We start from the raw sequence: 23,607 nt of genomic DNA, 5'->3' as shown, positions 1-23,607 counted from the left end.
GAATCCGTTTCGCCGCGCGTTCAGTCTGATGGGACGGGCCTTCCTCCATGGAGACCTTAAGACTGATGATCGTACGCACCCTGATCGCCGCCGGCGCCGTACTGGCGCTGGGCGGACCCGCTCTGGCCCAGAACGCGGCTGCCCAAAACATGCCGGGGAAAGCCGCGCCCGCCGCCACCGACGGCATGACGTTGCAGCAGTTCCAGGCCAGGAACGGCGACAAGCTGTTCGCGCGGCTGGATGTCGACAAGGACGGCAAGATCTCGCCCGACGAGTTCGCCGCCTTCCGCAAGCAGAACGCCGAAGTCGACGCCAAGGCGTCGGGCAAGGCCGGCAAGCGCGGCCAGCGCCTGTTCGCCCGCTTCGACACCGACAAGGATGGCGCCCTGTCGCGAACCGAGGCCGACGCCCTGTTGGCCTGGCGGTTCAAGCGGATGGACACCAACAATGACGGCGTCCTGACGCTGGAGGAATTGCAGGCCAAGCCCGGCAAGGCCAAGGTTGGGGTCTGATGGTGACGTGCGCGGCGGAGTGACGGTTGGCGTCCGACGGGAACGACCCCGACGAAGCCTTGCTGGCGGGGGTGGGCCGGGGCGACCCGTCCGCCGTTCGCACGCTGCTGGACCGACGCCTGCCGCGCATCCTGGCCCTGGCCAGGCGCATGCTGAACGACTCGGGCGAGGCCGAGGACGTCGCCCAGGAGACCTTCCTGCGCGCCTGGAAGCAGGCGCGGGCCTGGAAGCCAGGCGCGGCCAGGTTCGATACCTGGCTGCACCGGGTGGCGCTGAACCTCTGCTACGACCGGCTGCGGCGACGGCGCGAGATCGCGACGGACACGCCGCCCGAGCAGGTCGACACTGGTCCGGCGCCGGATGCGGGCCTGATCGGCGCGGACCTGTCCAGGCGCGTCGAAGCGGCGCTGGCGGCCTTGCCGCCGCGTCAGCGCGAGGCGATCGTGCTCTGTCACCACCAGGGGCTGGGCAATATCGAGGCCGCCGGACTGATGGCGATCAGCGTCGAGGCGCTGGAGAGCTTGCTCTCCAGAGGTCGCCGGGCGCTGAAGGCTTCGCTGGCCGACCTGGCCGGTACGGGGGCGGGGGGATGAAGGACGCATGGTCATGATGACGCTCGAAAGGTTCGAGGCGCTGGCCGAGACCTATGGCGGCGAGATCGCCCGCTGGCCGGAAGGCGAACGCGAAGCCGCGCGCGCCCTGCTGGCGGCGAACGCGGCGCGCCTGTCGCCGGTGCTGAGCGCCGCCGCGCGGTTGGACCGCCTGCTGGACCTGGCGCCCGCCCAGAGCGCCGACGCCGCCCTGCTGGGCCGGCTGATCGCCGCCGCGCCGCGAGCGCCTGACACCGCCCGCCGCTGGATCGCCGGCCTGGGCGCGGCCCTGGGCCTGTCGGCCGCCGCCTTCGCGGGGATCGCCGTGGGCGTGGCCGTCGGTCGCCCCGAGGCCGCCGCGCCGACGATCGTGGCCGAGCAGCCGGTCATCACGGCCGTCGACACCTCCTCGGCCCTGCAGGACGCCATCGCGGAGCCCTCCGAACTATGACGTCGCGGCCCTGGATCATCGCTCTGGCCGCCTCGGCGGTGGTCAATGTGTTCCTGGTCGGCGGGCTGGCCGGCATGGGCTATGCGCGTCTGACGGCGCCGCCGGTCGCGCCGACCGTCGCGACCGCGCCGGCCCCGCGCATCGTCGCGCCGCCCAGTCCGACGCCGGTGGTTCCGGCCGCGCCGGCCGAGGCGCCGCCGAAGCCGCCCCGTCACGCGACGACCAGAGAGCCGCCGGCCGCGCCGGTCGCTACCCCGCCCGCGGTCGCCGCCACGCCGTCTGTCGAGAACCCACCGCCGACGGCCCAGGCCCGGCCGCCTCTGATCTCGGCCGGCGACGTGCTCTCGCCCGACAGCCGGCGGGCGTTCCGCAAGGCGCTGGGCGAGGCCAACAAGAAGAACAGGCCCCTGACCCAGCAGGCCCGCGCCGAGCGGCAGGCGGCCCTGGCGGCCCTGGGCTCGCCCGGCTACGACGCCGCCGAGGTGGCCAGGCGGCTGGGCGCGGCGCGCGCGCTCGATCTCCAGGCGCGCGGGAATGTCGAGGCGGCCCTGGCCAGCTATGCCGCCACCCTGACGCCACCGGAGCGGGCGGCGCTGGCCGAGGGCCTGGCGCGGGTCTACGCCCCGGCGGCGGCGCGACGGGCGGCCTTCGAGGGGCCGCCCCGCTAGGACCTACTTCCCCGCCACGCTCTTGGCGTAGGCCTGCGCCCCGGCGACCAGCCGCAGCACATTGCCGCTCCAGATCGCCTGAATGTCGGCGTCGCTATAACCTTCGGCCTTCAGGCGGGCGGTGATCTTGGGCAGGTCGGCCACGTCCTCCAGGCCCTCGACGCCGCCGCCGCCGTCCCAGTCGGCCCCGACGCAGACGGCCTTGGGGCCGGCGATCTTCAGGGTGTGCAGCATGCTGGCCATGAAGGTCTCGAAGTTGGTGCGCGGGAACGGGTGCTTGGCGTTCACCTCCATCAGCTTCTTCATCCAGACCTTCACCTGCGCCTCCGTTGCGTCCTCGGGCAGCGAGCCCAGGGCGTCGAGGGCCGCCTTGCGCTCGGCGCTCGGGGGAACGGGGGCCTTCAGATAGACCGAGTTGATGCAGACCGCGCCGCCGCTGTCGGCGATCTTCTTGATGCGGGCGTCATCCAGGTTTCGCGGATGGTCGAAGATCGCCTTGGCGCCGGAGTGCGAGGCGATGATCGGGGCCTTCGACAGGGCCACCGACTGATCGACGATGTCGTCCGACGCGTGGCTGACATCCACCAGGATGCCCAGGCGGTTGGCCTCGGCCAGCCAGCGCAGGCCCAGCGGCGAATAGCCATGCCAGATCTTGCCCTTGGGATCGGTCGAGCTGTCGGCGAACTGGTTGTTGCGGAAGTGGACCGGCCCGGCCATCCGCACGCCGGTGGCGTAGAAGGTCCGCAGCAAGGTCAGGTCCTCGCCGATCGGCCAGGAGTTCTCGATGCTCTGGAAGACGAAGACCTTGCCGGCCTTGTTGATCCGCGCGGCGTCCTCGGCGGTATAGGCGAGTTCGAACTGGTCGGGATGGGCTGCGATCATCTCGCGGATCTCGGTCGCGCGGTTCAGGGCGAAGTCGCGGGCCTTGCGATAGCCCTCGGCCGTCAGTTCGCCCTGGCCGGTGTAGATGACGAAGAACCCGCCATCCAGGCCGCCGGCCTTCATGCGAGGAAGGTCGACCTGGGTGCCGTCCTCGGTGACCACATGACGGTCCAGCATCGACCAGCCCTGACGCGCGAAGTGTTCGGGCGTGTCCAGGTGGGTGTCCAGGGTCAGGAAGCCGTCGTGCAGCGTCTTGATCGCCTTGGGGATCTCACCGGGCTTCTCCGGGGCCTTCTTGGCGTCGGCGGCGTGCGCGACGCCGGTCAGCAGGGCGGCCGAGCCGAGAAGAACGGTGAGCAGGCGACGCATGCGGGGACTCCGGAGCAACTTCAGGGGCGCAAACAGGAGCCGTGACGCTCACGGTTTCGGCGGAGGGCGTCAAGCCGAGCTTGCATGTCCTGTGTGGAAATTAATGTCCTGATCCGGATCTACATCAATCCCAGCGCCTTGAAGCTGGCGACGCCCTCGCGACCGACCACCAGATGGTCGTGAACGGCGATCTTCAGGGCCTTGCCGGCCTCGACGATCTGCTTGGTCATATCGATGTCCGGCCGGGACGGCGTTGGGTCGCCGGACGGATGGTTGTGCAGGACCCGATGTAAATTAGGTAAGTTATTGGATATTTTGAAGATAATTCCACCATCCGGCCGCCGATGGGGGCGGCAATCGGGGATGTTGCCATGCCGACCTATGCCTCGGTAGTTGGGCGCACATGATCTTACACGAGCGTCCATATTCAATCATCCCCGGCGCAAGACGACGAATGACCGCCCGCTGAGACGCCTAGCCCGCCAGCGCCTCGATCACCCGGCAGTCGGCGGCCCGTCCGTCGCAGGTCGCCGCCACCATCCGTTGCAGTTCACCGCGCAGGGTCTCCAGCTGGGCGATCTTGGCCTCGACATCGTCGAGCTGTCGCGCCGCCAGGGCGTTGGCCTCGCCGCAGGGGCGCTCGGGATTGTCGGAAAGATCCAGCAGATTGCGGATCGCCTCGACCGAGAAGCCCAATTGGCGCGCGTGGCGGATGAAGGCCAGGCGGCGGACGGCGTCCGCGTCATAGACCCGGCGATCATTGGCTGCTCGCCGGGGCTCCGGCAGCAGCCCGATCTCCTCATAGAAGCGGATGGTCGGGACCTTGACGTCGGCGGCCTTGGCCAAGAGGCCGATGGAAAGGGTCATGAGGTGCTCCTTAGTTTTGCAGATAGGCCCTTGATCCTCTAGTGGCTAGAGGATGCATGGTGGCCTCATGAGCGAATCCTGTTCCAGCAAACCGGCCGCGTCGGGCTGCGGTTGCGGAAGCGACGTCAAGTTCGACGGCGCCACGCCCGCCTATAGCCGCGCCCTGGCCTGGGTGATCGCCATCAACCTGGTCGGCTTTGTCGTGGTGCTGATCGGCGGCATGGTCGAAGGCTCGGCGTCGTTGTCGGCCAATGCGCTCGACTTCCTGGCCGACAGCGCCACCTACGCCATCAGTCTATGGGCCATCGGCAAGTCGGTGGGCATCCGCACCGGCGCGGCCCTGTTCAAGGGCGTCAGCCTGGGCCTGGTCGCCCTGTCGGTCGCGGGCTTCGCCGCCTGGCGCGCCTGGAGCGGCGCGGCGCCCTCGGGCGAGGCGATCTCGGCCCTGGGGCTGTTTGGCGCCCTGGCCAATCTCGTCGCCGCCGCCTTGCTCGTCCGCTATCGGGATGGCGACGCCAATGTCCGTTCGGTGTGGCTCTGCACGCGCAACGATCTGATCCAATGCCTGGGCGTGGCGGCTACCGGCGGGTTGGTCTGGCTGACCGGTTCGCGCTGGCCTGACCTGATCGTCGGCGTGCTCCTGGCCGGCGTCTTCCTGAGTTCGGCCTACCAGATCATCCGCCAGGCTCGCGACGAACACCGCGCCGACCTCGCGACTTCCTGACATATGCTCAAGCTCTTGCCACACGCGCCTTTTTGCGCCCATGGATTGATAATGATTACTGGTCTCAAGGGGCGTCTGGCCTCGATCCTTGGCGGGCTGCTGGCGGTCCTGATCTTCACGGCGGCGCCGATGGCCCATGCCCAGGAGGCCAGTTCCTCGCAAACCGCCTGGCGGCTGCTCGACTATCTGTCGGTCGACTACGCGGGCGCGGTGAAAGACGGCAAGGTCATCAGCCCGTCCGAATATGCCGAGATGAACGAGTTCGCCGGCCAGGTGCGTGAGCGCATCGCCGGCCTGCCGGCCACCAAGGCTCAGCCGGACCTGCTGGCTAAGGCGCAAAGCCTGCAAGCCACGATCGCCGCCAAGCAGGAGCCGGCCGTGGTCTCGGCCAAGGCCCATGCCCTGGCCAACGACCTCCTGGCCGCCTATCCCACGCCCCTGGCCCCCAAGCGCGCGCCGGACCTGGCGCGCGGCGCGGCGCTCTATGCGGAAAACTGCGCGGCCTGCCACGGCGAGACCGGCAAGGCTGACGGCCCCAACGCCGCGGGCCTGGATCCGCCGCCGATCGCCTTCGCCGACGCCGGCCGCGCGCGCCAGCGCAGCGTCTTTGGCCTCTACCAGGTGATCCAGCAGGGTCTCGACGGCACCGCCATGGCCAGCTACGCCCACCTGCCGTCCGACGACCGCTGGGACCTGGCCTTCTATGTCGGGCGCTTCGCTTTCAGCGACGCCGAGGCCGCCGTCGGCGAAAAGCTCTGGAACGAGGACGCCGCCGTCCGCGCCCGCTTCCCCGACCTGCAGACCTTGACCCAGACCACGCCGGCCGCCCTGGCCACCACCCTCGGCGAGACCAAGGCCCGAGCGCTGACCGCCTATCTGCGACGCCATCCCGAAGTCGTCACCCGCACCGGCGGCGGCTCGCTCGATGTCGCCCGCCAGAAGCTCGCCGCAAGCCTCAAGGCCTACGAGGCCGGCGACCGCAAGGCCGCCGCCGACCTCGCGCTCGCGGCCTATCTCGATGGCTTCGAGCCGGTCGAGCCGTCGCTGGGCGCGCGCGATCCGGCCCTGATGCGACGGATCGAAGGGGCGATGGGCGACGTGCGCGGCGCGATCGGTAAGGCCGCGCCGGCCAGCGAGGTCAAGAGCCAGATCGAGCGGCTCGACGCCCTGTTCGCGGCCGCAGGCAGAGCCTTGGCCCCGGAAAAGGCCAACAGCCTGTCGAGCTTCGCCGGCGCCTTCACCATCCTGTTGCGCGAGGGCCTGGAAGCCCTGCTGATCGTGGTCGCCATGATCGCCTTCCTGCGCAAGGCCGAGCGAACCGACGTGCTGCCCTACGTCCACGGCGGCTGGATCGCAGCCCTGGCGGCTGGTGGTCTGACCTGGGCCGCAGCGACCTTCTTCATTTCGATCAGCGGGGCCAGCCGCGAGCTGACCGAGGGCTTCGGTTCGGTGATCGCCGCCGCCGTGCTGATCTCGGTCGGACTCTGGATGCACGGCAAGGCCCAGGCCGACGCTTGGCAGGTCTATATCCGCGAGAAACTATCCCACGCGCTCTCCAAGTCGTCGGCGTGGTTCCTGTTCCTGCTGGCCTTCATCGTCGTCTATCGCGAGGTGTTCGAGACCATCCTGTTCCTGACGGCGCTGTGGACCCAGGGCGGGGCAGGGGCGGTGCTGGCCGGCGTCGGCTGCGCCGTCGTCGTCCTGGCCGCCATCGCCTGGGCCATGCTGCGGTTCTCCAAGCGCCTGCCGATCGGCAAGTTTTTCGAATACAGCGCCATCCTGATGGCGATCCTGGCGGTCGTCCTGGCCGGCAAGGGCGTGGCCGCGCTGCAGGAGGCTGGCCTCTTGGACCTGCACCCGCTGGCTCTGCCGCGCATCGAACTGCTGGGCTTCTTCCCGACCATCGAAGGCGTCGCCGCCCAGGCGCTCACCCTGGCCATCCTGGTCGGCGGATTCTGGTGGTCTCGGCACAGAGCCGGCGAAATGGGGGCAAAGAGGTCCGCCTAAGGGCCATCTGACCACTTCAAACGGGATGGGCAGGGCATCGAGAGAGATTCGATCATGGCGCGACAACGCGGTACGGGCTTCTGTAGCTTTCCGCTTTGCCCCAGTTATCGCGAAGTCTTCGCCAGGTGTTTGTTGCCGTAATTGGAGCGCTCGGCAATGTGACACTATAACATGTAATCATATAACGCATTTCAATCTGGACTGAGCGGAGGTATTGCAGATTTCGATGGCTGGAATCGCGCCCCTTCGTCGGCAAGTCGGCAGATATGCCGACACGTGGCGCTCGCGCCGCGCGCCGTCCTCGCGATTCAGCTTCGGCAAGGCATGGGCGCTGTTCGTAACCTGCACGTTCATCCTCGGCATCGTCATCTGCGGACCTGCTGAGCACGCTGCGCTGGAGACCGAAACTCAGGTCGCCAGCCAGATCGTCATGTCGAGCGTCCAGGCGCCAGCATTGATGAAGACCGCTGGCGACCAGAAGACCCCCATCAAGAGAACGCTCACGGCCTGCACCGGTCATTGTTCGGCGCATGGCATAAGCTTGCCCGTGTCCTTCGCGCCCGAGATGATAGCGTTTGAGCATCGTGCCGTTTGGCTGGCCGAGCCGGATGTGGGCCTGCTCATCGATCGTTCCGTCCTGCTCGAACGTCCGCCTAGAGCCTGACGCGACCCTTCCGCCCGAGGAGGCGGACCGTTTGCGTCTCAATCTCTAGGAACACATCTTCATGACTCTCATCATGCGTGGACGGTTGCGTTTCGCGGCCGTGAGCGCGGCCGCAGTCGCAGGCGCGTTGGCGTCCGCGAGCGGCGCGGTCGCCGATCCGGCGCCGCCGTTCAAGGACCTGCTCACGCAGGCCCAAACCAATGCTCCGAGGCTCGCCGAAGCCGCCGCTGGCGTGCGCCAGGCCGAGGGCCTGGCTCGCCAGGCCGGGGCTCGACCCAATCCCACCGTCGGAATGGAAATCGAGAACTTCAGCGGCAGTGGCATCTATAGCGGCGCAAACAACGCCGACACGACCTTTTCGCTGAGCCAGCCGCTGGAAGTCGGCGGCAAGCGCAGCGCACGCGTGGCCGCCGGCCGCGCCGCTCTCGATGCTGCGCGTGCGCGCCTCGTCCAGTCCAAAGCCGACTTCGCCTTCTCGCTGGCCGACGCCTACGCCCTGGCTGAAGCGGCCGAGCGCCGGGTCACCCTGGCCGAGGAGGCCGTGACTCTGTCGGACGAAACCCTGCGCGCCTCCCGGGCCCTGGTCGACGCCGGCAAAGAGGCCGAACTGCGGACCCTCCAGGCGCAAGCCGCGCTCACCGGCGCTCGCGCGTCGTTGGAAGAAGCGCGGGCCGAGCGGACGGGAGCATTCTCGCGGCTCACCGCCCTCGTCGGATCGACCACGCCCTACACCTCGCTCAGCGACAGCCTGCTGACCAGCCCCAAGCTCACGAGCCAGCCGGACGACATTGACGCGCTGTCGACGCCCGCCGTCCAGGCGGCCGAGGCCGATCGCGAAGCCGCCGCCCGTCGCGTGCGCATCGAGCGGACCCGCGCGGTGCCGGACGTCACCGTCTCGGCCGGTGTTCGCCGGTTCAGCGGTGATGACTCCACGGCCTTGGTCGCGGGGGTGTCTTTGCCAATCCCGGTTTTCGACCAGAACCGCGGCAACATCACCGCCGCCCAAGGCGAGCTGCAGGCTGCCGAGGCTCGGCTCAACGCCGCGCGGTTCGACGCCGAGGCTGACATCCGCACGGCCCGGTTCCAGCTGGGCGCGGCCCAGTCGCGCGCCGACGCGGCCGGCCAGGGCGAAACCAGCGCCGCCGAGGCCTTCCGCCTCACGCGGATCGCCTACGAGTCCGGTAAGGCCCCCCTTGTCGAGCTGATCAATGCGCGTCGGTCCCTGGCCGAAGCGCGTGACCAAACCATTCAGGCCCAATTGGCGCGCGTTCGCGCCGAGGCCGACCTGGCGCGCCTGCAAGGCCGCCTCTTCGGAGATCGCTGATGCGCAAGTCCAACTCCTCGAACCGGCAGTTGCTGCTGGCCGGCGCGGCCGTGGTAGTCGTGGCGATCGCCGCTTTCTCGGTCGGCAAGATGTCGGGCGGCAAACCCGTCGAGACGGCGGCCGCCGAAAAGCCGGCGGCGGCGGCCCCTGCGGCCGGCCCCCCGAGCTTGGCGATGGGCCCCGAGCGCATCACCGCCTCGGGCGTCCAGCTGCAGACGGTCAGCACCGGGGGCCTGGCTTCCGAAGTCGTGGCGCAGGCCACGGTTGAAGCCGAACCCGGTGGCGAGGCGGCTTTGACCGCCCGCGCCGCCGGGTCGATCACCCGGATCACCAAGCGCCTCGGCGACCCCGTGCGGGCCGGCGAGACCCTGGCCCTGGTCTCCAGCCGCGAGGCCGCCCAGATCTCAGCCGACCGTAGCGTCGCCTCGGCCAAGGCCGACCTGGCGCGCAAGAACCTGGCCCGCGAAAAGCGCCTCTTCGAACAGAAGGTCAGCCCGCGCCAGGACTACGAGACGGCTCAGGCCGAGGTGGCCGTGGCCGAGGCCGAGGCCCGTCGCGCGGCCACGGCCGCCGGCGCCTCGGCGGTGTCGGGTGGCTATGTCGCCGTAGTCAGCCCGATCAGCGGCCGCGTCACCGCCATGACCGCCAGCCTGGGCGCCTTCGTGGCTCCCGAGACGGAACTCTTCCGCATCTCCGATCCGGCCAAGATCCAGGTCGACGCGTCGGTTACCGCCGCGGACGCCCGGCGCGTTCAGCCCGGCGACCAGGCCATCGTCGAGACGACCAGCGGCGAGACCCGCACGGCCGTCGTGCGATCGGTGACGCCCGGCGTCAACGAGGAGACTCGCAGCGCCACGGTGGTTCTGACCCTGACGGGCGGGGCAGGGCTGTTGCAGCCGGGCCAGCTGGTCCGCGCCCGCATCACCTCGCGCCAGTCGACCTCCAGCGGGATCGTCGTGTCGGAAGAGGCGGTCCAGACCGTCAACGGCAACGACGTGGTCTTCGTCCGAACGAAGGAAGGCTTCCGGGTGCAGCACGTGCTGGTCGGCCAGCGCAGCGGTGGCCGTGTGGTCATCGTCGATGGGCTGAAAGGCGGCGAGACCCTGGCGGTCAAGAATGCCTTCCTGCTCAAGGCTGAGCTCGGCAAGAGCTCGGAAGAAGACTGACCCCTAACCGCTATTCTGGAGACACGCCGAAATGATCGGTCGCTTACTCTCGATGTCGGTGAAGGGGCGCTGGTACGTCCTGCTTCTCACCGTCATCATCGCACTCCTCGGCACCTGGCAGCTGACCAAGTTGCCTATCGACGCCGTTCCCGACATCACCAACAACCAGGTGCAGATCAACACCGTGGCCGGCGCGCTTTCGCCGGTCGAAATCGAAAAGCGAGTGACATTCCCGGTAGAAACGGCCCTGGCCGGCATCCCCGGCCTGGAGACCACCCGCTCGATCTCGCGCAACGGCTTCTCGCAGGTCACAGCGATCTTCTCTGAGAAGACCAACCTCTACTTCGCCCGCCAACAGGTGGCCGAGCGTCTGACCCAGGCCAGCGACAGCCTGCCCGCCGGGATCCAGCCGCAGATCGGGCCCGTCACGACGGGTCTGGGCGAGGTCTACATGTACTCGGTGGAGTACGCCAATCCGGGCGGCAAGGGCGCCAAGGTGCGTGACGGCCAGACCGGCTGGCAAAGCGATGGCGCCTATCTGACGCCGGAGGGCGAGCGCCTCACCGACGCCACCTCGCAGGGCGCCTATCTGCGCACCATCCAGGACTGGGTCGTTCGTCCGCAACTGCGCACCGTCAAGGGCGTGGCCGGCGTCGACTCCATCGGCGGCTTCCAGAAGCAGTACGTGGTCGAACCCGACCCGGCCAAGCTGGTCGCCTACGGCGTCTCTTACACAGATCTGGCCAAGGCCCTGGAAGGGGCCAACCTCTCGGTCGGCGCTAACTTCATCCAGCGCGCCGGCGAAGCCTACTTGGTCCGAGCCGACGCGCGGGTTCGCACGCTCGACGAGATCCAGAACGCCATCATCGCCACCCGCCGCACCGTGCCCGTCGCCGTCAAGGACGTCGCCACCGTGCGAGTCGGCGGCGACCTGCGCACCGGCGCGGCCAGCAAGAACGGTGAAGAAGTGGTCGTTGGCACCGCCCTGATGCTGATCGGCGAGAATAGCCGCTCGGTCGCCAAGTCGGTCGGCGACAAGCTGATCGATGTTCGCAAAGCCCTGCCGAACGGCGTGGTGATCACCACCGCACTCGACCGGTCGGTTCTGGTCAACGCCACCATCAAGACGGTCGAACGCAATCTGACCGAAGGCGCCATCCTGGTCGCCGCGACCCTTTTCCTGCTGCTCGGCAACATCCGCGCGGCCTTCATCGCCGTGCTGATCATCCCGCTCTCGTTCGTGATGATGGCCATCGGCATGAACGAGCTGAAGGTGCCCGGCAACCTGATGAGCCTGGGGGCGTTGGACTTCGGCCTGATCGTCGACGGCACTGTCATCATCATCGAGAACTGTCTGCTACGGCTTGCCGAGCGCCAGCACCACGAAGGCCGGCTGCTACGTCTGCCTGAACGCCTGGAGACCGTGCTGCGCGCGGCCCAGGAAATGATCCGTCCGACCGTCTTCGGCCAGGCGATTATCTTCCTGGTCTTCGCTCCGCTGCTGACCTTCACAGGCGTGGAAGGCAAGACCTTCTCGCCGATGGCCATCACCATCATGCTGGCTCTGGCCGCGGCCTTCATCCTGTCGCTGACCTTCGTTCCGGCTCTCGTCGCCATCCTGATGCGTGGCAAGGTCTCGGAAAAAGAGGTCAAGATCATCGCGGTTTCCAGACAGCGCTATGAGCCTGTCCTCAAGCGCGTGGTCGATCGTCCCTGGCCGTTCATCGGCGGCGCGGTGGCGCTCTTCCTGGTCGCTGGCGTGGTCTACACGACGCTGGGCCAGGAGTTCATCCCGCAGCTGGACGAGAAGAACGTCGCCATGGGCTCGCTGAAGATCCCGTCGACGGCGCTCGAACAGTCGCTGACCATGCAGCGCCAGGTCGAAAAGAGCGTCTCGTCCCTGCCCGAAGTGGAGATGATATTCTCCAAGACCGGCACGGCCGAAGTCGCCACCGATCCGATGCCGCCCAACGCCTCGGACGGCTTCATCATCCTCAAGCCGCAGAAAGAGTGGCCCAAGGACGTTGGCAACAAGGCCAAGGTCGTCGAGCGCATCGAAGGCAAGGTCGCCCCGCTGCTGGGCAACAGCTTCGAAGTCACCCAACCGATCCAGATGCGCTTCAACGAGCTGATCGCCGGTGTCCGTGGCGACGTCGCCATCAAGCTCTATGGCGACGATCTGGAGAAGATGAGCGTCACGGCTGCCAAGATCGGCGCGGTCCTGCAGTCGATCCAAGGCGCAGAGGGCGTCCGGGTCGAACAAGTCGGCGGGGCTCCGACCCTGGACGTCAAGTTCGACCGCGCCGCCATCGCCCGCTTTGGTCTCAGCATCGACCAGGTGGCCGATACCGTGGCTACGGCCATGGGCGGGCGTCAGGCCGGCGACGTCTTCGAGGGCGACCGCCGCTTCGACATTACCGTCCGGGTGCCGATGGCCCAGCGTGATGACCTGGACGTCCTGGGCGCTCTGCCGGTCATGCTGCCGGCCGGCGACAACGGCCTGCAACGTTCGGTGCCGCTGCGCGAGCTGGTGCAGTTCCGCTTCTCGGATGGTCTGAACCAGATCAGCCGCGAAGACGGCAAGCGCCGGGTCGTCATCCAGGTCAACGTGCGCGGTCGCGACATCGGCTCGTTCGTCAACGAGGCCCGCAGCAAGGTCGAGGCCATCCAGCTTCCGACCGGTTACTGGCTGACCTGGGGCGGCCAGTTCGAGAACCTGAAGGCCGCCACCCAGCGCCTGGCGATCGTCGTGCCGCTGTGCTTCGTGCTGATCTTCCTGATCCTCTACATGGCGCTGGGCGGGTTCAGGTCCGCTGCTTCGGTGTTCGCAGCCATTCCGTTGGGACTCTCGGGGGGGGTCTTCGCTCTGGCGCTGACCGGGATCACCTTCTCGATCTCGGCAGCCGTCGGCTTCATCGTGCTGGCCGGCGTGGCTGTCCTCAACGGCCTGGTCGTCATGACCAGCGTCCGAGAGCGGCTCGACGCCGGCGTCCCCGTCGCCCAGGCGATCTATGAGGGCTCGGTCGAACGCTTCCGGCCGGTCCTGATGACGGGCCTGGTGCCGGCCATCGGCTTCATCCCGATGGCCCTGGCCAGCGGCACTGGAGCCGAGGTCCAAAAGCCCCTGGCCATGGTGGTCATCGGCGGCCTGGTCACGGCCACCGCCGTGACCCTGCTGGTCCTGCCCGCCATCGCCAAACTCATCCTCCAACTGGGGTCTGGTCGGAAGACCCCGGACGAGGGACCGGCCGCGTCGCCCCTGAGCACGACGCACTAGGCCGGGGCGCCGGCGCGGCCCCTCAGCCCCACAGCGTCGCGCCGGCGCATCACCTCCACTCCATCGAAGCCTCCGGCCTTCGATCGAGGCAACCGAAAAGGGAAACCCCATGCAGATCCCCGGACAAGCTATCCTTCTCCGCATCTACACCGATGAAAACGCCCTGGTCGGCGACCGCTCGCTGATGGACGTCATCGTCCAACGCGCCCAGACCGCACGTCTGGCCGGCGCCACGGTCTTGCGGGGCCGCAAAGGCTTTGGCGAGTCCGCTCGCATGCACGAGCCGCGCCCGCTCGACTTCAACGACAACCTGCCCGTGGTGATCGAGTTCGTCGATGAAGAAGCTCGACTGCGCGACTTCCTGACCAAGCTCGACGACCTCAAGGACATCGGCCTGGTCACCTTCGAGAAGGTCGAGGTCCTGCGCTACGGCGGCCATCACGTCGAGCCGCACCGGTAGGAGCGACTAGTATGACCAGCAAGTCTGCGCACGATCATAAGGGCCACGACCATGGCTCGAATAAAGAACAAAAGCACGGCGAAGGGGAGAGCGGCCACGGCCACGCCCATGGTGGGCTTTTCGGCGAGCGAACGGAGTTAATCTTCGCCCTGTTGTGCGGCGCGACGCTGCTGGTTGGCTGGCTCATCAGCCTTAAGGCCGATGGCTGGATCTCGTTGGCCTTCTATATGGCCGCCTACGTGTTCGGCGGCTGGTTCACCCTGACCGAGGCGATCGAAAACCTGCGCAAGCGCAAGTTCGAAATCGACACCTTGATGCTGGTGGCCGCCGCTGGCGCCGCGGCTCTGGGCCAGTGGGCCGAGGGCGCGCTTCTGCTCTTCCTGTTCAGCATGGGCCACTCACTGGAACACTACGCCATGGGCCGGGCTCGTCGGGCGATCGAAGCCCTGGCCAAGCTGGCTCCCGAGCGCGCTACGGTTCGCCGCGATGACAAGACCGAAGACATCGCAGTCGAGGCCCTGGAGATCGGCGACATCGTCATGGTGCGGCCCAATGAGCGCATCGCCGCCGACGGCGTCGTCGTGGCCGGCGACAGCAGCGTCAACCAGGCCCCGGTCACCGGCGAAAGCGTGCCCGTCGACAAGCGCGCCAGCGCCGATCGCGATCTCGACTTCGCCAAGGCCAGCGCCGAACACCGCGTCTTCGCCGGCACCATCAATGGCGCAGGCGCGCTCGACATCCGCGTGGCCCGCAAGGCCGGCGAGAGCACCTTGGCCCGCGTGGTGCGCATGGTCGCCGAGGCTGAGGCCCAGCGCTCGCCCACCCAGCGCTTCACCGACCGGTTCGAGAAGGTCTTCGTGCCGGCCGTGCTGGTGCTGGTCGCGACCCTAATGCTGGCCTTCCTGGTGCTCGACGAACCTTTCAGCCGCAGCTTCTACCGCGCCATGGCCGTTCTGGTGGCCGCCAGTCCTTGCGCTCTGGCCATTTCGGTGCCCAGCGCGGTGCTCAGTGGCGTGGCCCGGGCCGGGCGCGGCGGCGTCCTGGTCAAGGGTGGCGGTCCCCTGGAAAACCTCGGCACGCTGACCGCTCTGGCCTTCGACAAGACCGGCACCCTGACCGAGGGCAAGCCCAAGCTGACCGATATCGTCCCTGCCGAAGGCGTCGATGAGGCCGAGCTGCTCGCCATCGCCGTGGCCGTCGAGGCGCTCAGCGACCACCCGCTGGCGGCCGCCGTGGTGCGCGACGGGGAGGCCAAGCTGACCGGCCAGGCTCGTCGTGAAGCCACCAACGTCAAGAGCCTGACCGGGCAGGGCATCCAGGCCCAGGTCGATGGCAAGGACGTCGTGATCGGCAAGCCGGGCCTGTTCGAAGGCGACCAGAAGGATCTGCCCGTATCGGTCTGGAGCGATGCCAAGCGCCTTGAAGCGCGCGGCAGGACGGTCGTCCTCGTCCGCTACGGTGATCGTTTCCTCGGCGTACTGGGCCTGATGGACACTGCCCGTCCGGCGGCCCGCGATGTCATCGTGCGCCTTCGGGCGCTCGGCATCACCCGCATGATCATGCTGTCGGGCGACAACCAGTCGGTCGCCGACGCCATCGCCAAGGACCTGGGCCTGGACGAGGCCCGTGGCGGCCTGATGCCGGAGGACAAGGTCGAGACCATCAAGGCCCTGCGCCAGCACTACGGCAAGGCCGCGATGGTCGGCGACGGGGTCAATGACGCCCCGGCCATGGCCAACGCCACCGTCGGCATCGCCATGGGCGCGGCCGGCTCGGATGTGGCCCTGGAGACGGCAGATGTCGCGTTGATGGCCGACGACCTGACCCATCTGCCGTTCGCCGTGGGCTTGAGCCGCCGCACCAGCGCCGTCATCCGCCAGAACCTGTGGGTGAGTCTCGGCATGGTCGCAGTGCTGATCCCCGCGACGCTGTTTGGCCTAAAGATCGGCGAGGCGGTGATCTTCCATGAGGGATCGACCCTCCTGGTGGTGGCCAACGCCCTGAGGCTGCTGGCCTACAAGGATCGCAAAGCATGAGCGGAGAGGAACCACAAGACAGAGCTTCGGCTTGGGCCCGCCGATCGGCCCGCCGTGCGATAATGGCCCTGGCTGCGGCGATGCTTCTGCTCGTCATGTCGATTGGGGTTTTGGCGATCGGCCTGGAGCATCGAACATGAACCGACAACACTTGCGCCACCTAGGCGGAAAAGGAATTGGGCTTCTGATCCTGGCCTTTTCGGGCGGGGCTACTGCAGACACGATCGAAAAGCCCATCGTGCTCAACACTCAGCGGGGCTTCGCACTTGAGTCGGTCCGCGCCATCGCCGAAGGTGAGGGGGTCCGTTTCCATGGCGCGATCTGTCGACGGTCCATAGGATCCTCGCCGCGGATCATCCGAGCGGATCGTCTTGACGCGGGTGGAAACGTCATCAGCACGGCGACGCGTGTCCTGTGGGGCCTGCGTGGGCGCGAGCGCCATTGCATTTTCTTCGACCTGCCGACCCCCGGCCCGGTCATGTCAGGCGAGCAGTTTCGGGTCTGTACGCTTTCCACCAACCGTCCGTGCCCGCAGCCTGTCTCGGCTGCATCGAGCTCAAGCGAGATGGCGACGAAAGGCCGCCCATGATCATTGAATCTGAGATCGATATCGCCGCCCCCCCCACTAAGGTCTGGCGAACCTTGTCGGAGTTCGGTGGCTACCCGCGTTGGCATCCTCATTGGGAAATCGACGGCGTCCCCATTCGGGGCGCCAGCGTCTACATCCGTATCGGCTCCAATCCGGAAAAGCGTCTGAGGGTCAGGGCTCGGGTCATTGGCATGGCGCCAGGCGAGGAGATCGCCTTCCAGTCCGGTCCATTCTTCGCGCGATCGTATGAATACTTCCACCTGGAGCGCAGCGCGCGCGGCACGCTGCTTCGCCACACCAACAAGATAACCGGCCTAGCGGCGCTGCAGTTCAAGTTTAAGGCCGAGCGCGAAAAGTTGATCAGAATCTATAGCTTCCGCCTGGACGCTCTTTCGAAATACGTGACCACCAGCACGCCGCTGCGAGCGGTGACACGGGCCCGTCCGCGAACTCGGATCTAACTCTCACTGCCGCGCTGATGCGCCACGCCAAGTGTATCTTGTAACGTATTTCCTCGACGCATCACGGACGCTATAGGCCCTTACATGTTCGATGTGGCGACATGGCTGAAAACCTGGACGGGAGCGCTTCTAGCGTGCCTGCTGGTGCTCGCCGTAGCTGCGCCATCATTGCGTTCAGGCTTATGCTCGGCCGACTCCCTGTCGAGCAAGAAGACGAGCGCCGTCGCCGAGGCCACGACCTTTGCCCAGGCCAATGACCAGGATCCCGCAGACCTGGCCGACGGCGAGGTCTGCGGGATTGGCCATTGCCATCATTCTCCGTCGCTGATCGGGCTCGCCACGGCCGGGCAGACCTACGTCTCCGTCACGCGCATCCGCCTGACTCCAGCGCCGCCCCACATGCCGCTCTCGCGCATGCCGGACGGCCCCAACGAGCCCCCTCGAGCCTGACCCTGGCCGCGCCCTCGCGCGCGTAATCGCCTTCGTCAGTTCTCACATAGGGACCTCTCATGCATTCCCGCTATGCTCGGTCCGCCGCCATTTTCGGCGCGGTCCTGGCGCTTGCCGGCAGCGGCGCGCTTTCGCGCGCGCTCGCTGAGCCGCTCACCCTGGACGCCGCTATCATGCGCGCCCAGACCCAGTCACCGCTTGTCACGGCAGCCGAAGCCTCGGTGAAAGCGGCTGAGGGCCGCGCTCGCCAAGCCGACCTGATGCCAAACCCTGAAGCCGGCCTCCAATCGGAGAACTTCGCCGGTTCGGGCCCCTATGGCCGCTTCGGCGCAGCCGAAACCACGGCCACCATCAGCCAGCGCCTGGAGCTGGGCGGCAAGCGTCGCACCCGCGCCGCCGCCGCCAACGCCGAGGTCGACGCCGCCCGGATCGGCTTCGTCATCGCCAAGGCCGACCTCACCCAAGAAGTCAGCGTCCGTTATGCCGAAGCCCTCGCGGCGCAGGATCGTCTGGCCCTGGCCCGAGAGACGGCCACCCGCGCCGAAGGCCTTTCCAAGGTCGCCGGCACCCTGGTCGAAGCCGGTCGCGAGCCGCCCCTGCGGGCGCTGAGGGCTGAGGCGGCCAGCCGTGAGGCCGCCGCCGCCGTCATTGCCGCCGAGGCCGAGGCCGCAGCCGCGCGCCGCGCCCTGGTAACCCTCTGGGGCGATGCGGCCGAGACCATCGAGCTGGCGCGGTCCCCGCAGCCGGCGACGCCGGTGATAGCCACGATCGACCCCGGAGAAACCCTGGATGTGCGCCAAGCGCGCGCCCAGCTAGAGACCGCTCGCGCGGTCATCGATCGCGAACGCGCCGCCGGCCGTCCGGACCTCACCGTCCAGGCCGGGGTTCGGCGGTTCGAGCAGACCGGAGACTCGGCGATGATCGTCGGCTTTACCGCCCCGATCCCGATCTCCAACCGCAACCAGGGCACGGTCGCGGCCGCCCGCGCGGACGCCACTGCGGCCGAGGCGCGCGAACGCCTGGCCCTGGCGCGCTCGGTTCGGGCCGTTCGGGACGGGGAGGCGGCATTGCGCGCCGCCACCGCCAGGCTGGAAGTGCTCGACAGCAAGGTCGTGCCCCAGGCCCAGACCGCCGTCGACCTGGCGCGAGGCGGCTTCGAGGCCGGCAAGTTCTCGCTGCTCGAAGTGCTCGACGCCCAGGGCGCCCTGACGACCGCCCGCACCGAACTCATCGTCGCGCGCCTCGAGCGCGCCAAGGCGCTGGCCGCGCTCGAACGCGCCGCCGCCCAATAGGAAAGCTCACCATGAAGTCCACCGATAGAAAGACCTTGCTGACGGCCGTGGCGGTCAGCAGCCTGCTGGCCGCTGGGGTCGGCGTGCTGGTCGGCAAGACGATGTTGTCCTCGCCACCGACGGAACCCTCGGCCGAGGCCAAGGAAGACCACGCCGGTGAAAAGCCCCACGTGGGCATGACCGCCGATCGCATCGTCTCCGATGGCATCCAACTGTTGACCCTCACCGGCGGCGGCCTCGACGCCGCCGTTTCGGCCCAGGCCACCGTGGTGGCCACGCCCAACGGCGCGGCGATCCTGGCGGCCCGCGCCGACGGGGCTATCGTCCGCATCAACAAGCGCCTGGGGGACCCCGTCGCCGCCGGTGAAGTGATCGCCGCCATAGAAAGCCGCGACGCCGCGGCCATCAGCGCCGACCGTAGCACCGCGGCCGCCAAGGCCGCCGCCGCACGCCAGGCCCTTGTTCGTGAGCAGCGCCTGTTCGAGGCCAAGATCACCGCTCGCCAGGACCTCGAAGCCGCCCAGCGCGAGGCGGCCATCGCCGAGTCGGAGTTGCGCCGCGCCAGCGGCGCCAGCGCCGCCGCCGGCGTCAGCGGCAACGGTCGTACGTTGGCGGTCACCAGCCCGATCTCCGGCCGGATCACCGCCGCTAGCGCCACGCTCGGCGCCTATGTCACGGCCGGTTCCGAACTCTTCCGCGTCGCCGACCCGGGCCGCATCGAGATCCAGGCGGCCCTGCCGGTCGCCGACGCCCAGCGCGTCAAGCCAGGCGACACGGCCATCCTGGAGACCGCCAGCGGCTCGGTGAACGCCACGGTGCGCAGCATCACGCCAGCCTTGGACGCCGAGAACCGCTCGGCTACCGCCGTGCTGGCCGTCAGCGGCCGCGCTCCGATGTTGACACCCGGCCAGGCCCTGCGCGCGCGGATCACCCCGCGCGGTCCGGCCGCCGGCCCAGAGGGTCGCATCTCCGCACCCGATGAAGCCGTCCAGACGGTCAATGGCGCGGAGGTCGTCTTCGTCCGCACCAAGGAGGGCTTCGAGCCGCGCCCGGTCCGGGTGGGCCGCCGCGGCGGCGGTCACGTCGAGATCCTCTCGGGCGTGCGCGCCGGCGAGCAGATCGCCGGCAAAGGCGCCTTCCTGCTCAAGGCCGAACTCGGCAAGGGGGAGGCGAGCCATGAGGACTAAGGTCATCCTCGCCGTGGCCGCCCTGGCCGCGAGCTTCACCGCCTCGGCCGCCGTGGCCAAGGATAGCGTGACCATCGACCGCCTCGGCGGTCGGGAGGTCGAGATCATCACTGCCTCGGCGCGCGACACCGCAAGCGGTCTGCGTGTCTTTGGCCTGATCCGGCGCGCGTCTGGTGCAAGCCTGCCACCTGTCACCGCTCACCTCGACATCAGCGCCTACGATCCTGACGGTCACTGGGCCATCACCGTGCCCACACGCCTGGCCGCGCTCAGTCCCCAGCGCATGGATCGCGAACCGGCTCGCTACGAGGCGACCTTGCCGCTGGTGCAGCGGGCGTCGGTGACCAGGCTGCAGGTCCGCTACGCCGCCAAACCACACGCCATGGAAACCGGCGAGGTGGCCCGATGATCGGCCGCATCCTCGACCTTTCCGTTCGCTTCCGCTGGGCGGTCATCGCTCTGGTCACGCTGGTCGCGGCCCTGGGCGTCTACAACCTCGTGCGCCTGCCGATCGACGCAGTGCCCGACATCACCAACAAGCAGGTGCAGATCAACACCGTCTCGGGGACCCTGGCCCCGGCCGAGGTGGAAAAGCTCGTCACCTTCCCGGTGGAGACGGCCATGGCCGGCATCCCCGGTCTGGAGTCGACCCGCTCGATCTCACGCAACGGCTTTTCCCAGGTCACCATCGTCTTCAAGGAAAAGACCGACATCTACTTCGCCCGCCAGCAGGTGGCCGAGCGCCTGACCCAGGTGCGCCAAAGTCTGCCCGCCGGCGCCGAACCGGCCATGGGCCCAATCTCGTCGGGTCTCGGCGAGGTCCTGATGTGGACCGTCGCCTACGAGCATCCGGGCGGGAAGGGCGCCAAGGTCACCGACGGCGCCCCCGGTTGGCAAAGCGATGGAACCTACCTGACCTCTACGGGCGAGCGACTGTCGGATTCCACAGCCCAGGCGGCCTTCCTGCGCGAAGTGCAAGACTGGATCGTCCGGCCGCAGATGCGCTCGGTCGCGGGCGTGGCCGGCGTCGATTCCATCGGCGGCTTCGAAAAGCAGTTCGTCGTCCAACCGGACCCGATCCGCATGGCCTCGGTCGGCGTCTCGTTCAACGACCTGGCCAAGGCCCTGGACGCGGCCAATCTCGCCGTCGGCGCCAACTTTGTCGAGAAGGGCGGGGAAGCCTTCCTCGTTCGCGCCGACGCCCGGGTCCGCACTGTCGACGAGATCGCCAACGCCACGGTCGCCGCCCGCGAGGGCGTCTCGATCCGCGTGCGCGATGTCGCCACCGTCAAGCTCGGCGGCGCCCTACGCACCGGCGCGGCCTCGGAGAACGGCGAAGAAGTCGTGGTCGGCACCGTCCTGATGCTGACCGGCGAGAATAGCCGCACCGTCGCCGGCGCCTCGGCCGAGAAGCTGACCGAGGTCGCCAAGAGTCTGCCGGCCGGCGTCAAGGTCCAGGTGGTCTACGACCGCTCCAAGCTCGTCGGCGCGACCATCAAGACCGTCGAGAAGAACCTGGTCGAAGGCGCGCTTCTGGTCATCGTGGTGCTGTTCCTGCTGCTCGGGAACTTCCGCGCCGCCCTGATCACCGCCCTGGTCATTCCGCTCTCCATGCTGATGACCGCCATCGGCATGAACAAGCTGGGCGTCTCGGGCAACCTGATGAGCCTGGGAGCGCTGGACTTCGGCCTCATCGTCGACGGCGCCGTCATCATCGTCGAGAACGCCTTGCGCCGCCTGGCCGAACGCCAGCACCACGAGGGCCGTCTCCTGACACTGTCCGAACGGCTTGGCGAAACCCGCGAAGCCGCTCGCGAGATGATTGCCCCGACCGTCTACGGCCAGGCCATCATCCTCCTGGTCTACGCACCGCTGCTGACCTTCACCGGCGTCGAAGGCAAGACCTTCTCGCCGATGGCCATCACCGTGATGCTGGCCCTGGCCGGCGCCTTCGTCCTGTCGCTGACCTTCATCCCGGCCATGATCGCCCTCTTGATCAACGGCAAGGTAGCCGAGAAGGAAGTCGCGCCTGTCCGCTGGACCAAGTCCCGCTACGAACCGGCCCTGCGCAAGGTCGTGGCCAAGCCCTGGCCGGTGATCGGCGCGGCGGCCGGCATCTTCGTCGTCGCCGCCGTGACCTTCGGGTTCCTGGGCCGGGAGTTCACCCCGCAGCTCGACGAGAAGGACATGGCCGTACAAGCCCTGCGCATTCCATCGACCTCGCTGGAACAATCGCTGCGCATGCAGCGGCGGATCGAGCGGGTGGTGGCCGGCTTCCCCGAAGTGGCCTTTGTCTACTCCAAGACCGGTACGGCTGAGGTCGCCAGCGACCCCATGCCGCCCAACGCTTCGGACGCCTTCATCATCCTCAAGCCCCAGAAGGAATGGCCCAACAAGGGTGAGACCAAGGCCGAGCTGATCGGCCGCATCGAAAGCAAGCTGGAAGGCCTGACGGGCAACGCCTACGAGTTCAGCCAGCCGATCCAGATGCGCTTCAACGAGCTGATCGCCGGCGTGCGCGGCGACGTGGCCATCAAGGTCTATGGCGACGATCTTGACGCCATGTCCCGTACGGCCGAGGAGATCGCCACGGTCCTGCGGACGGTAAAGGGAGCGGCGGACGTCAAGGTCGAACAGACCTCCGGCTTCCCGACGCTCGACGTCCAGCTCGATCGCGACGCTATCGGGCGTCTTGGCCTCACGGTCGAGGACGTCGCCGACACCCTGGCCGTGGCCATGGGCGGACGCGAGGCTGGTCTCGTCTTCCAGGGCGACCGCCGCTTCGACGTCGTGGTCCGCCTGCCGGACGCCAGCCGCAATGATCTGGACGCCGTCGGCGCTCTGCCGGTCATGCTGCCCGAACGGATCGGCGGCGGAACCCGCGCTTCGGTGCCGCTGCGTGACGTGGCCAAGTTCTCGTACTCGGAAGGCCTCAACCAGGTCAGCCGCGAGAACGGCAAGCGCCGCGTCGTCGTCCAGTCCAATGTTCGCGGCGCGGACCTGGGCTCCTTCGTCACGCAGGCCCAGCAGCAGGTCGACGCGCAGGTCAAACTGCCCGCGGGCTCCTGGTTGGTTTGGGGGGGGCAGTATGAGAACCTTAAGGCCGCTCAAGGCCGGCTGGCGCTCGTGGTCCCGCTCTGCTTCCTGCTGATCTTCGGCCTGCTCTATATGGCGCTAGGCGGCATCGCGCCGGCCGCGGCGGTGTTCTCGGCCATCCCGCTGGCTCTCGCTGGCGGCGTCTTCGGCCTGGCCTTGCGCGGCATCCCGTTCTCGGTCTCGGCCGCCGTCGGCTTCATCGCGCTCTCGGGCGTGGCGGTACTGAACGGTCTGGTGATGATGACCGCCATCCGTCAGCGCCTCGCCACCGGCATGGCGCTGGAAAAGGCGATCATCGACGGAGCGATGGAGCGGCTGCGGCCGGTGATGATGACCGGTCTGGTCGCGTCCCTGGGCTTTGTGCCCATGGCGCTGGCGACCGGCACCGGTTCGGAGGTCCAGCGCCCGCTGGCTACCGTCGTCATTGGCGGCCTGATCACCGCCACGGCTCTGACCCTGTTCGTCCTGCCGGCCATCTGTCGCTTCGTGCTTCGTAAGGCCGAAACCCGGAGTGTTGCTCAAACCTAACGCCGAG

Annotated in this window: 20 protein-coding genes and 1 pseudogene; 18 read left to right on the top strand and 3 right to left on the bottom strand. The window is 68.1% G+C overall.

The genetic code is table 11. The annotated features are described in order from the left end of the window. Nucleotides 1-65 precede the first annotated feature (65 nt). From AC1RJ9_RS20125 to AC1RJ9_RS20110, 4 genes are read left to right on the top strand one after another with little or no spacing between them, the layout of a single operon-like run. Nucleotides 66-512, top strand: coding sequence for an EF-hand domain-containing protein (locus AC1RJ9_RS20125; RefSeq protein WP_492839735.1), 447 nt, complete (start codon nucleotides 66-68; stop codon nucleotides 510-512). Between the two features lie 26 nt (nucleotides 513-538). After that, nucleotides 539-1,105: an RNA polymerase sigma factor gene (locus tag AC1RJ9_RS20120; RefSeq protein ID WP_492839734.1), complete on the top strand. Its 567-nt coding sequence runs from the start codon at nucleotides 539-541 to the stop codon at nucleotides 1,103-1,105. Between the two features lie 13 nt (nucleotides 1,106-1,118). Further along, the gene (locus tag AC1RJ9_RS20115) at nucleotides 1,119-1,553 is read left to right on the top strand and encodes a hypothetical protein (protein ID WP_492839733.1); all 435 of its coding nucleotides are present in this window, start codon (nucleotides 1,119-1,121) and stop codon (nucleotides 1,551-1,553) included. Then, entirely contained in the window at nucleotides 1,550-2,221 is a 672-nt protein-coding gene (locus AC1RJ9_RS20110; RefSeq protein WP_492839732.1) for a periplasmic heavy metal sensor, read from the top strand. Before AC1RJ9_RS20115 ends, AC1RJ9_RS20110 begins: the two co-directional genes overlap by 4 nt. Before the next feature lie 3 nt (nucleotides 2,222-2,224). Here AC1RJ9_RS20110 and AC1RJ9_RS20105 read toward each other — a convergent pair whose 3' ends face one another. The 3 genes and pseudogenes from AC1RJ9_RS20105 to AC1RJ9_RS20095 all read right to left on the bottom strand — a co-directional run bounded on the left by AC1RJ9_RS20105 (nucleotide 2,225) and on the right by AC1RJ9_RS20095 (nucleotide 4,339). Then, nucleotides 2,225-3,472, bottom strand: a complete 1,248-nt coding sequence (locus tag AC1RJ9_RS20105) for a dipeptidase (protein WP_492839731.1) — start codon at nucleotides 3,470-3,472, stop codon at nucleotides 2,225-2,227. Between the two features lie 119 nt (nucleotides 3,473-3,591). Further along, nucleotides 3,592-3,756: pseudogene (locus AC1RJ9_RS20100) on the bottom strand (JAB domain-containing protein); the annotation flags it as partial. A gap of 190 nt (nucleotides 3,757-3,946) precedes the next feature. Beyond that, nucleotides 3,947-4,339, bottom strand: a complete 393-nt coding sequence (locus AC1RJ9_RS20095) for a MerR family transcriptional regulator (protein WP_062093426.1) — start codon at nucleotides 4,337-4,339, stop codon at nucleotides 3,947-3,949. 67 nt (nucleotides 4,340-4,406) lie between these two features. Between AC1RJ9_RS20095 and AC1RJ9_RS20090 the strand changes: the two genes are divergently transcribed. The 14 genes from AC1RJ9_RS20090 to AC1RJ9_RS20025 all read left to right on the top strand — a co-directional run bounded on the left by AC1RJ9_RS20090 (nucleotide 4,407) and on the right by AC1RJ9_RS20025 (nucleotide 23,600). Further along, on the top strand, nucleotides 4,407-5,063 hold the full coding sequence (locus AC1RJ9_RS20090) for a cation efflux transmembrane domain-containing protein (RefSeq protein ID WP_062093427.1): 657 nt from the start codon (nucleotides 4,407-4,409) through the stop codon (nucleotides 5,061-5,063). A 51-nt stretch (nucleotides 5,064-5,114) separates the two neighbouring features. Further along, on the top strand, nucleotides 5,115-7,070 hold the full coding sequence (locus tag AC1RJ9_RS20085; protein ID WP_062093428.1) for an FTR1 family protein: 1,956 nt from the start codon (nucleotides 5,115-5,117) through the stop codon (nucleotides 7,068-7,070). Nucleotides 7,071-7,284: 214 nt separating this feature from the next. Next, complete coding sequence (locus AC1RJ9_RS20080; RefSeq protein WP_492839730.1) at nucleotides 7,285-7,734, top strand: hypothetical protein; 450 nt, start codon at nucleotides 7,285-7,287, stop codon at nucleotides 7,732-7,734. 61 nt (nucleotides 7,735-7,795) lie between these two features. Then, nucleotides 7,796-9,058, top strand: coding sequence for a TolC family protein (locus AC1RJ9_RS20075; RefSeq protein ID WP_492839729.1), 1,263 nt, complete (start codon nucleotides 7,796-7,798; stop codon nucleotides 9,056-9,058). Beyond that, nucleotides 9,058-10,224: an efflux RND transporter periplasmic adaptor subunit gene (locus AC1RJ9_RS20070; RefSeq protein ID WP_492839728.1), complete on the top strand. Its 1,167-nt coding sequence runs from the start codon at nucleotides 9,058-9,060 to the stop codon at nucleotides 10,222-10,224. The genes AC1RJ9_RS20075 and AC1RJ9_RS20070 overlap by 1 nt, the downstream gene beginning before the upstream one ends. Nucleotides 10,225-10,255: 31 nt before the next feature. After that, on the top strand, nucleotides 10,256-13,501 hold the full coding sequence (locus tag AC1RJ9_RS20065; RefSeq protein WP_492839727.1) for an efflux RND transporter permease subunit: 3,246 nt from the start codon (nucleotides 10,256-10,258) through the stop codon (nucleotides 13,499-13,501). A gap of 109 nt (nucleotides 13,502-13,610) precedes the next feature. Beyond that, nucleotides 13,611-13,961 carry a DUF190 domain-containing protein gene (locus tag AC1RJ9_RS20060; protein WP_492086185.1) on the top strand — a complete coding sequence of 117 codons (351 nt, stop codon included), beginning with the start codon at nucleotides 13,611-13,613 and terminating at the stop codon, nucleotides 13,959-13,961. Nucleotides 13,962-13,972: 11 nt separating this feature from the next. Next, nucleotides 13,973-15,997 (top strand): heavy metal translocating P-type ATPase, encoded by a 2,025-nt coding sequence (locus AC1RJ9_RS20055; protein ID WP_492839726.1) that lies wholly within the window; start codon nucleotides 13,973-13,975, stop codon nucleotides 15,995-15,997. Between the two features lie 525 nt (nucleotides 15,998-16,522). After that, nucleotides 16,523-17,047: an SRPBCC family protein gene (locus AC1RJ9_RS20050; protein WP_492839725.1), complete on the top strand. Its 525-nt coding sequence runs from the start codon at nucleotides 16,523-16,525 to the stop codon at nucleotides 17,045-17,047. A gap of 84 nt (nucleotides 17,048-17,131) precedes the next feature. Further along, nucleotides 17,132-17,497: a hypothetical protein gene (locus AC1RJ9_RS20045; protein WP_062095847.1), complete on the top strand. Its 366-nt coding sequence runs from the start codon at nucleotides 17,132-17,134 to the stop codon at nucleotides 17,495-17,497. A gap of 59 nt (nucleotides 17,498-17,556) precedes the next feature. Then, nucleotides 17,557-18,789 carry a TolC family protein gene (locus AC1RJ9_RS20040; RefSeq protein ID WP_492839724.1) on the top strand — a complete coding sequence of 411 codons (1,233 nt, stop codon included), beginning with the start codon at nucleotides 17,557-17,559 and terminating at the stop codon, nucleotides 18,787-18,789. An 11-nt stretch (nucleotides 18,790-18,800) separates the two neighbouring features. Beyond that, nucleotides 18,801-19,976: an efflux RND transporter periplasmic adaptor subunit gene (locus AC1RJ9_RS20035; RefSeq protein ID WP_492839723.1), complete on the top strand. Its 1,176-nt coding sequence runs from the start codon at nucleotides 18,801-18,803 to the stop codon at nucleotides 19,974-19,976. Next, on the top strand, nucleotides 19,966-20,385 hold the full coding sequence (locus AC1RJ9_RS20030) for a hypothetical protein (RefSeq protein ID WP_062099738.1): 420 nt from the start codon (nucleotides 19,966-19,968) through the stop codon (nucleotides 20,383-20,385). Before AC1RJ9_RS20035 ends, AC1RJ9_RS20030 begins: the two co-directional genes overlap by 11 nt. Beyond that, nucleotides 20,382-23,600 carry an efflux RND transporter permease subunit gene (locus AC1RJ9_RS20025; protein ID WP_492839722.1) on the top strand — a complete coding sequence of 1,073 codons (3,219 nt, stop codon included), beginning with the start codon at nucleotides 20,382-20,384 and terminating at the stop codon, nucleotides 23,598-23,600. Before AC1RJ9_RS20030 ends, AC1RJ9_RS20025 begins: the two co-directional genes overlap by 4 nt. Nucleotides 23,601-23,607: the final 7 nt, after the last annotated feature.

The sequence above is a fragment of the Caulobacter sp. GW822-FHT07D08 genome (assembly GCF_058798735.1).
Note: the sequence above shows the minus strand (reverse complement) of the source record. Positions and strands in the feature narration are given on the sequence as shown.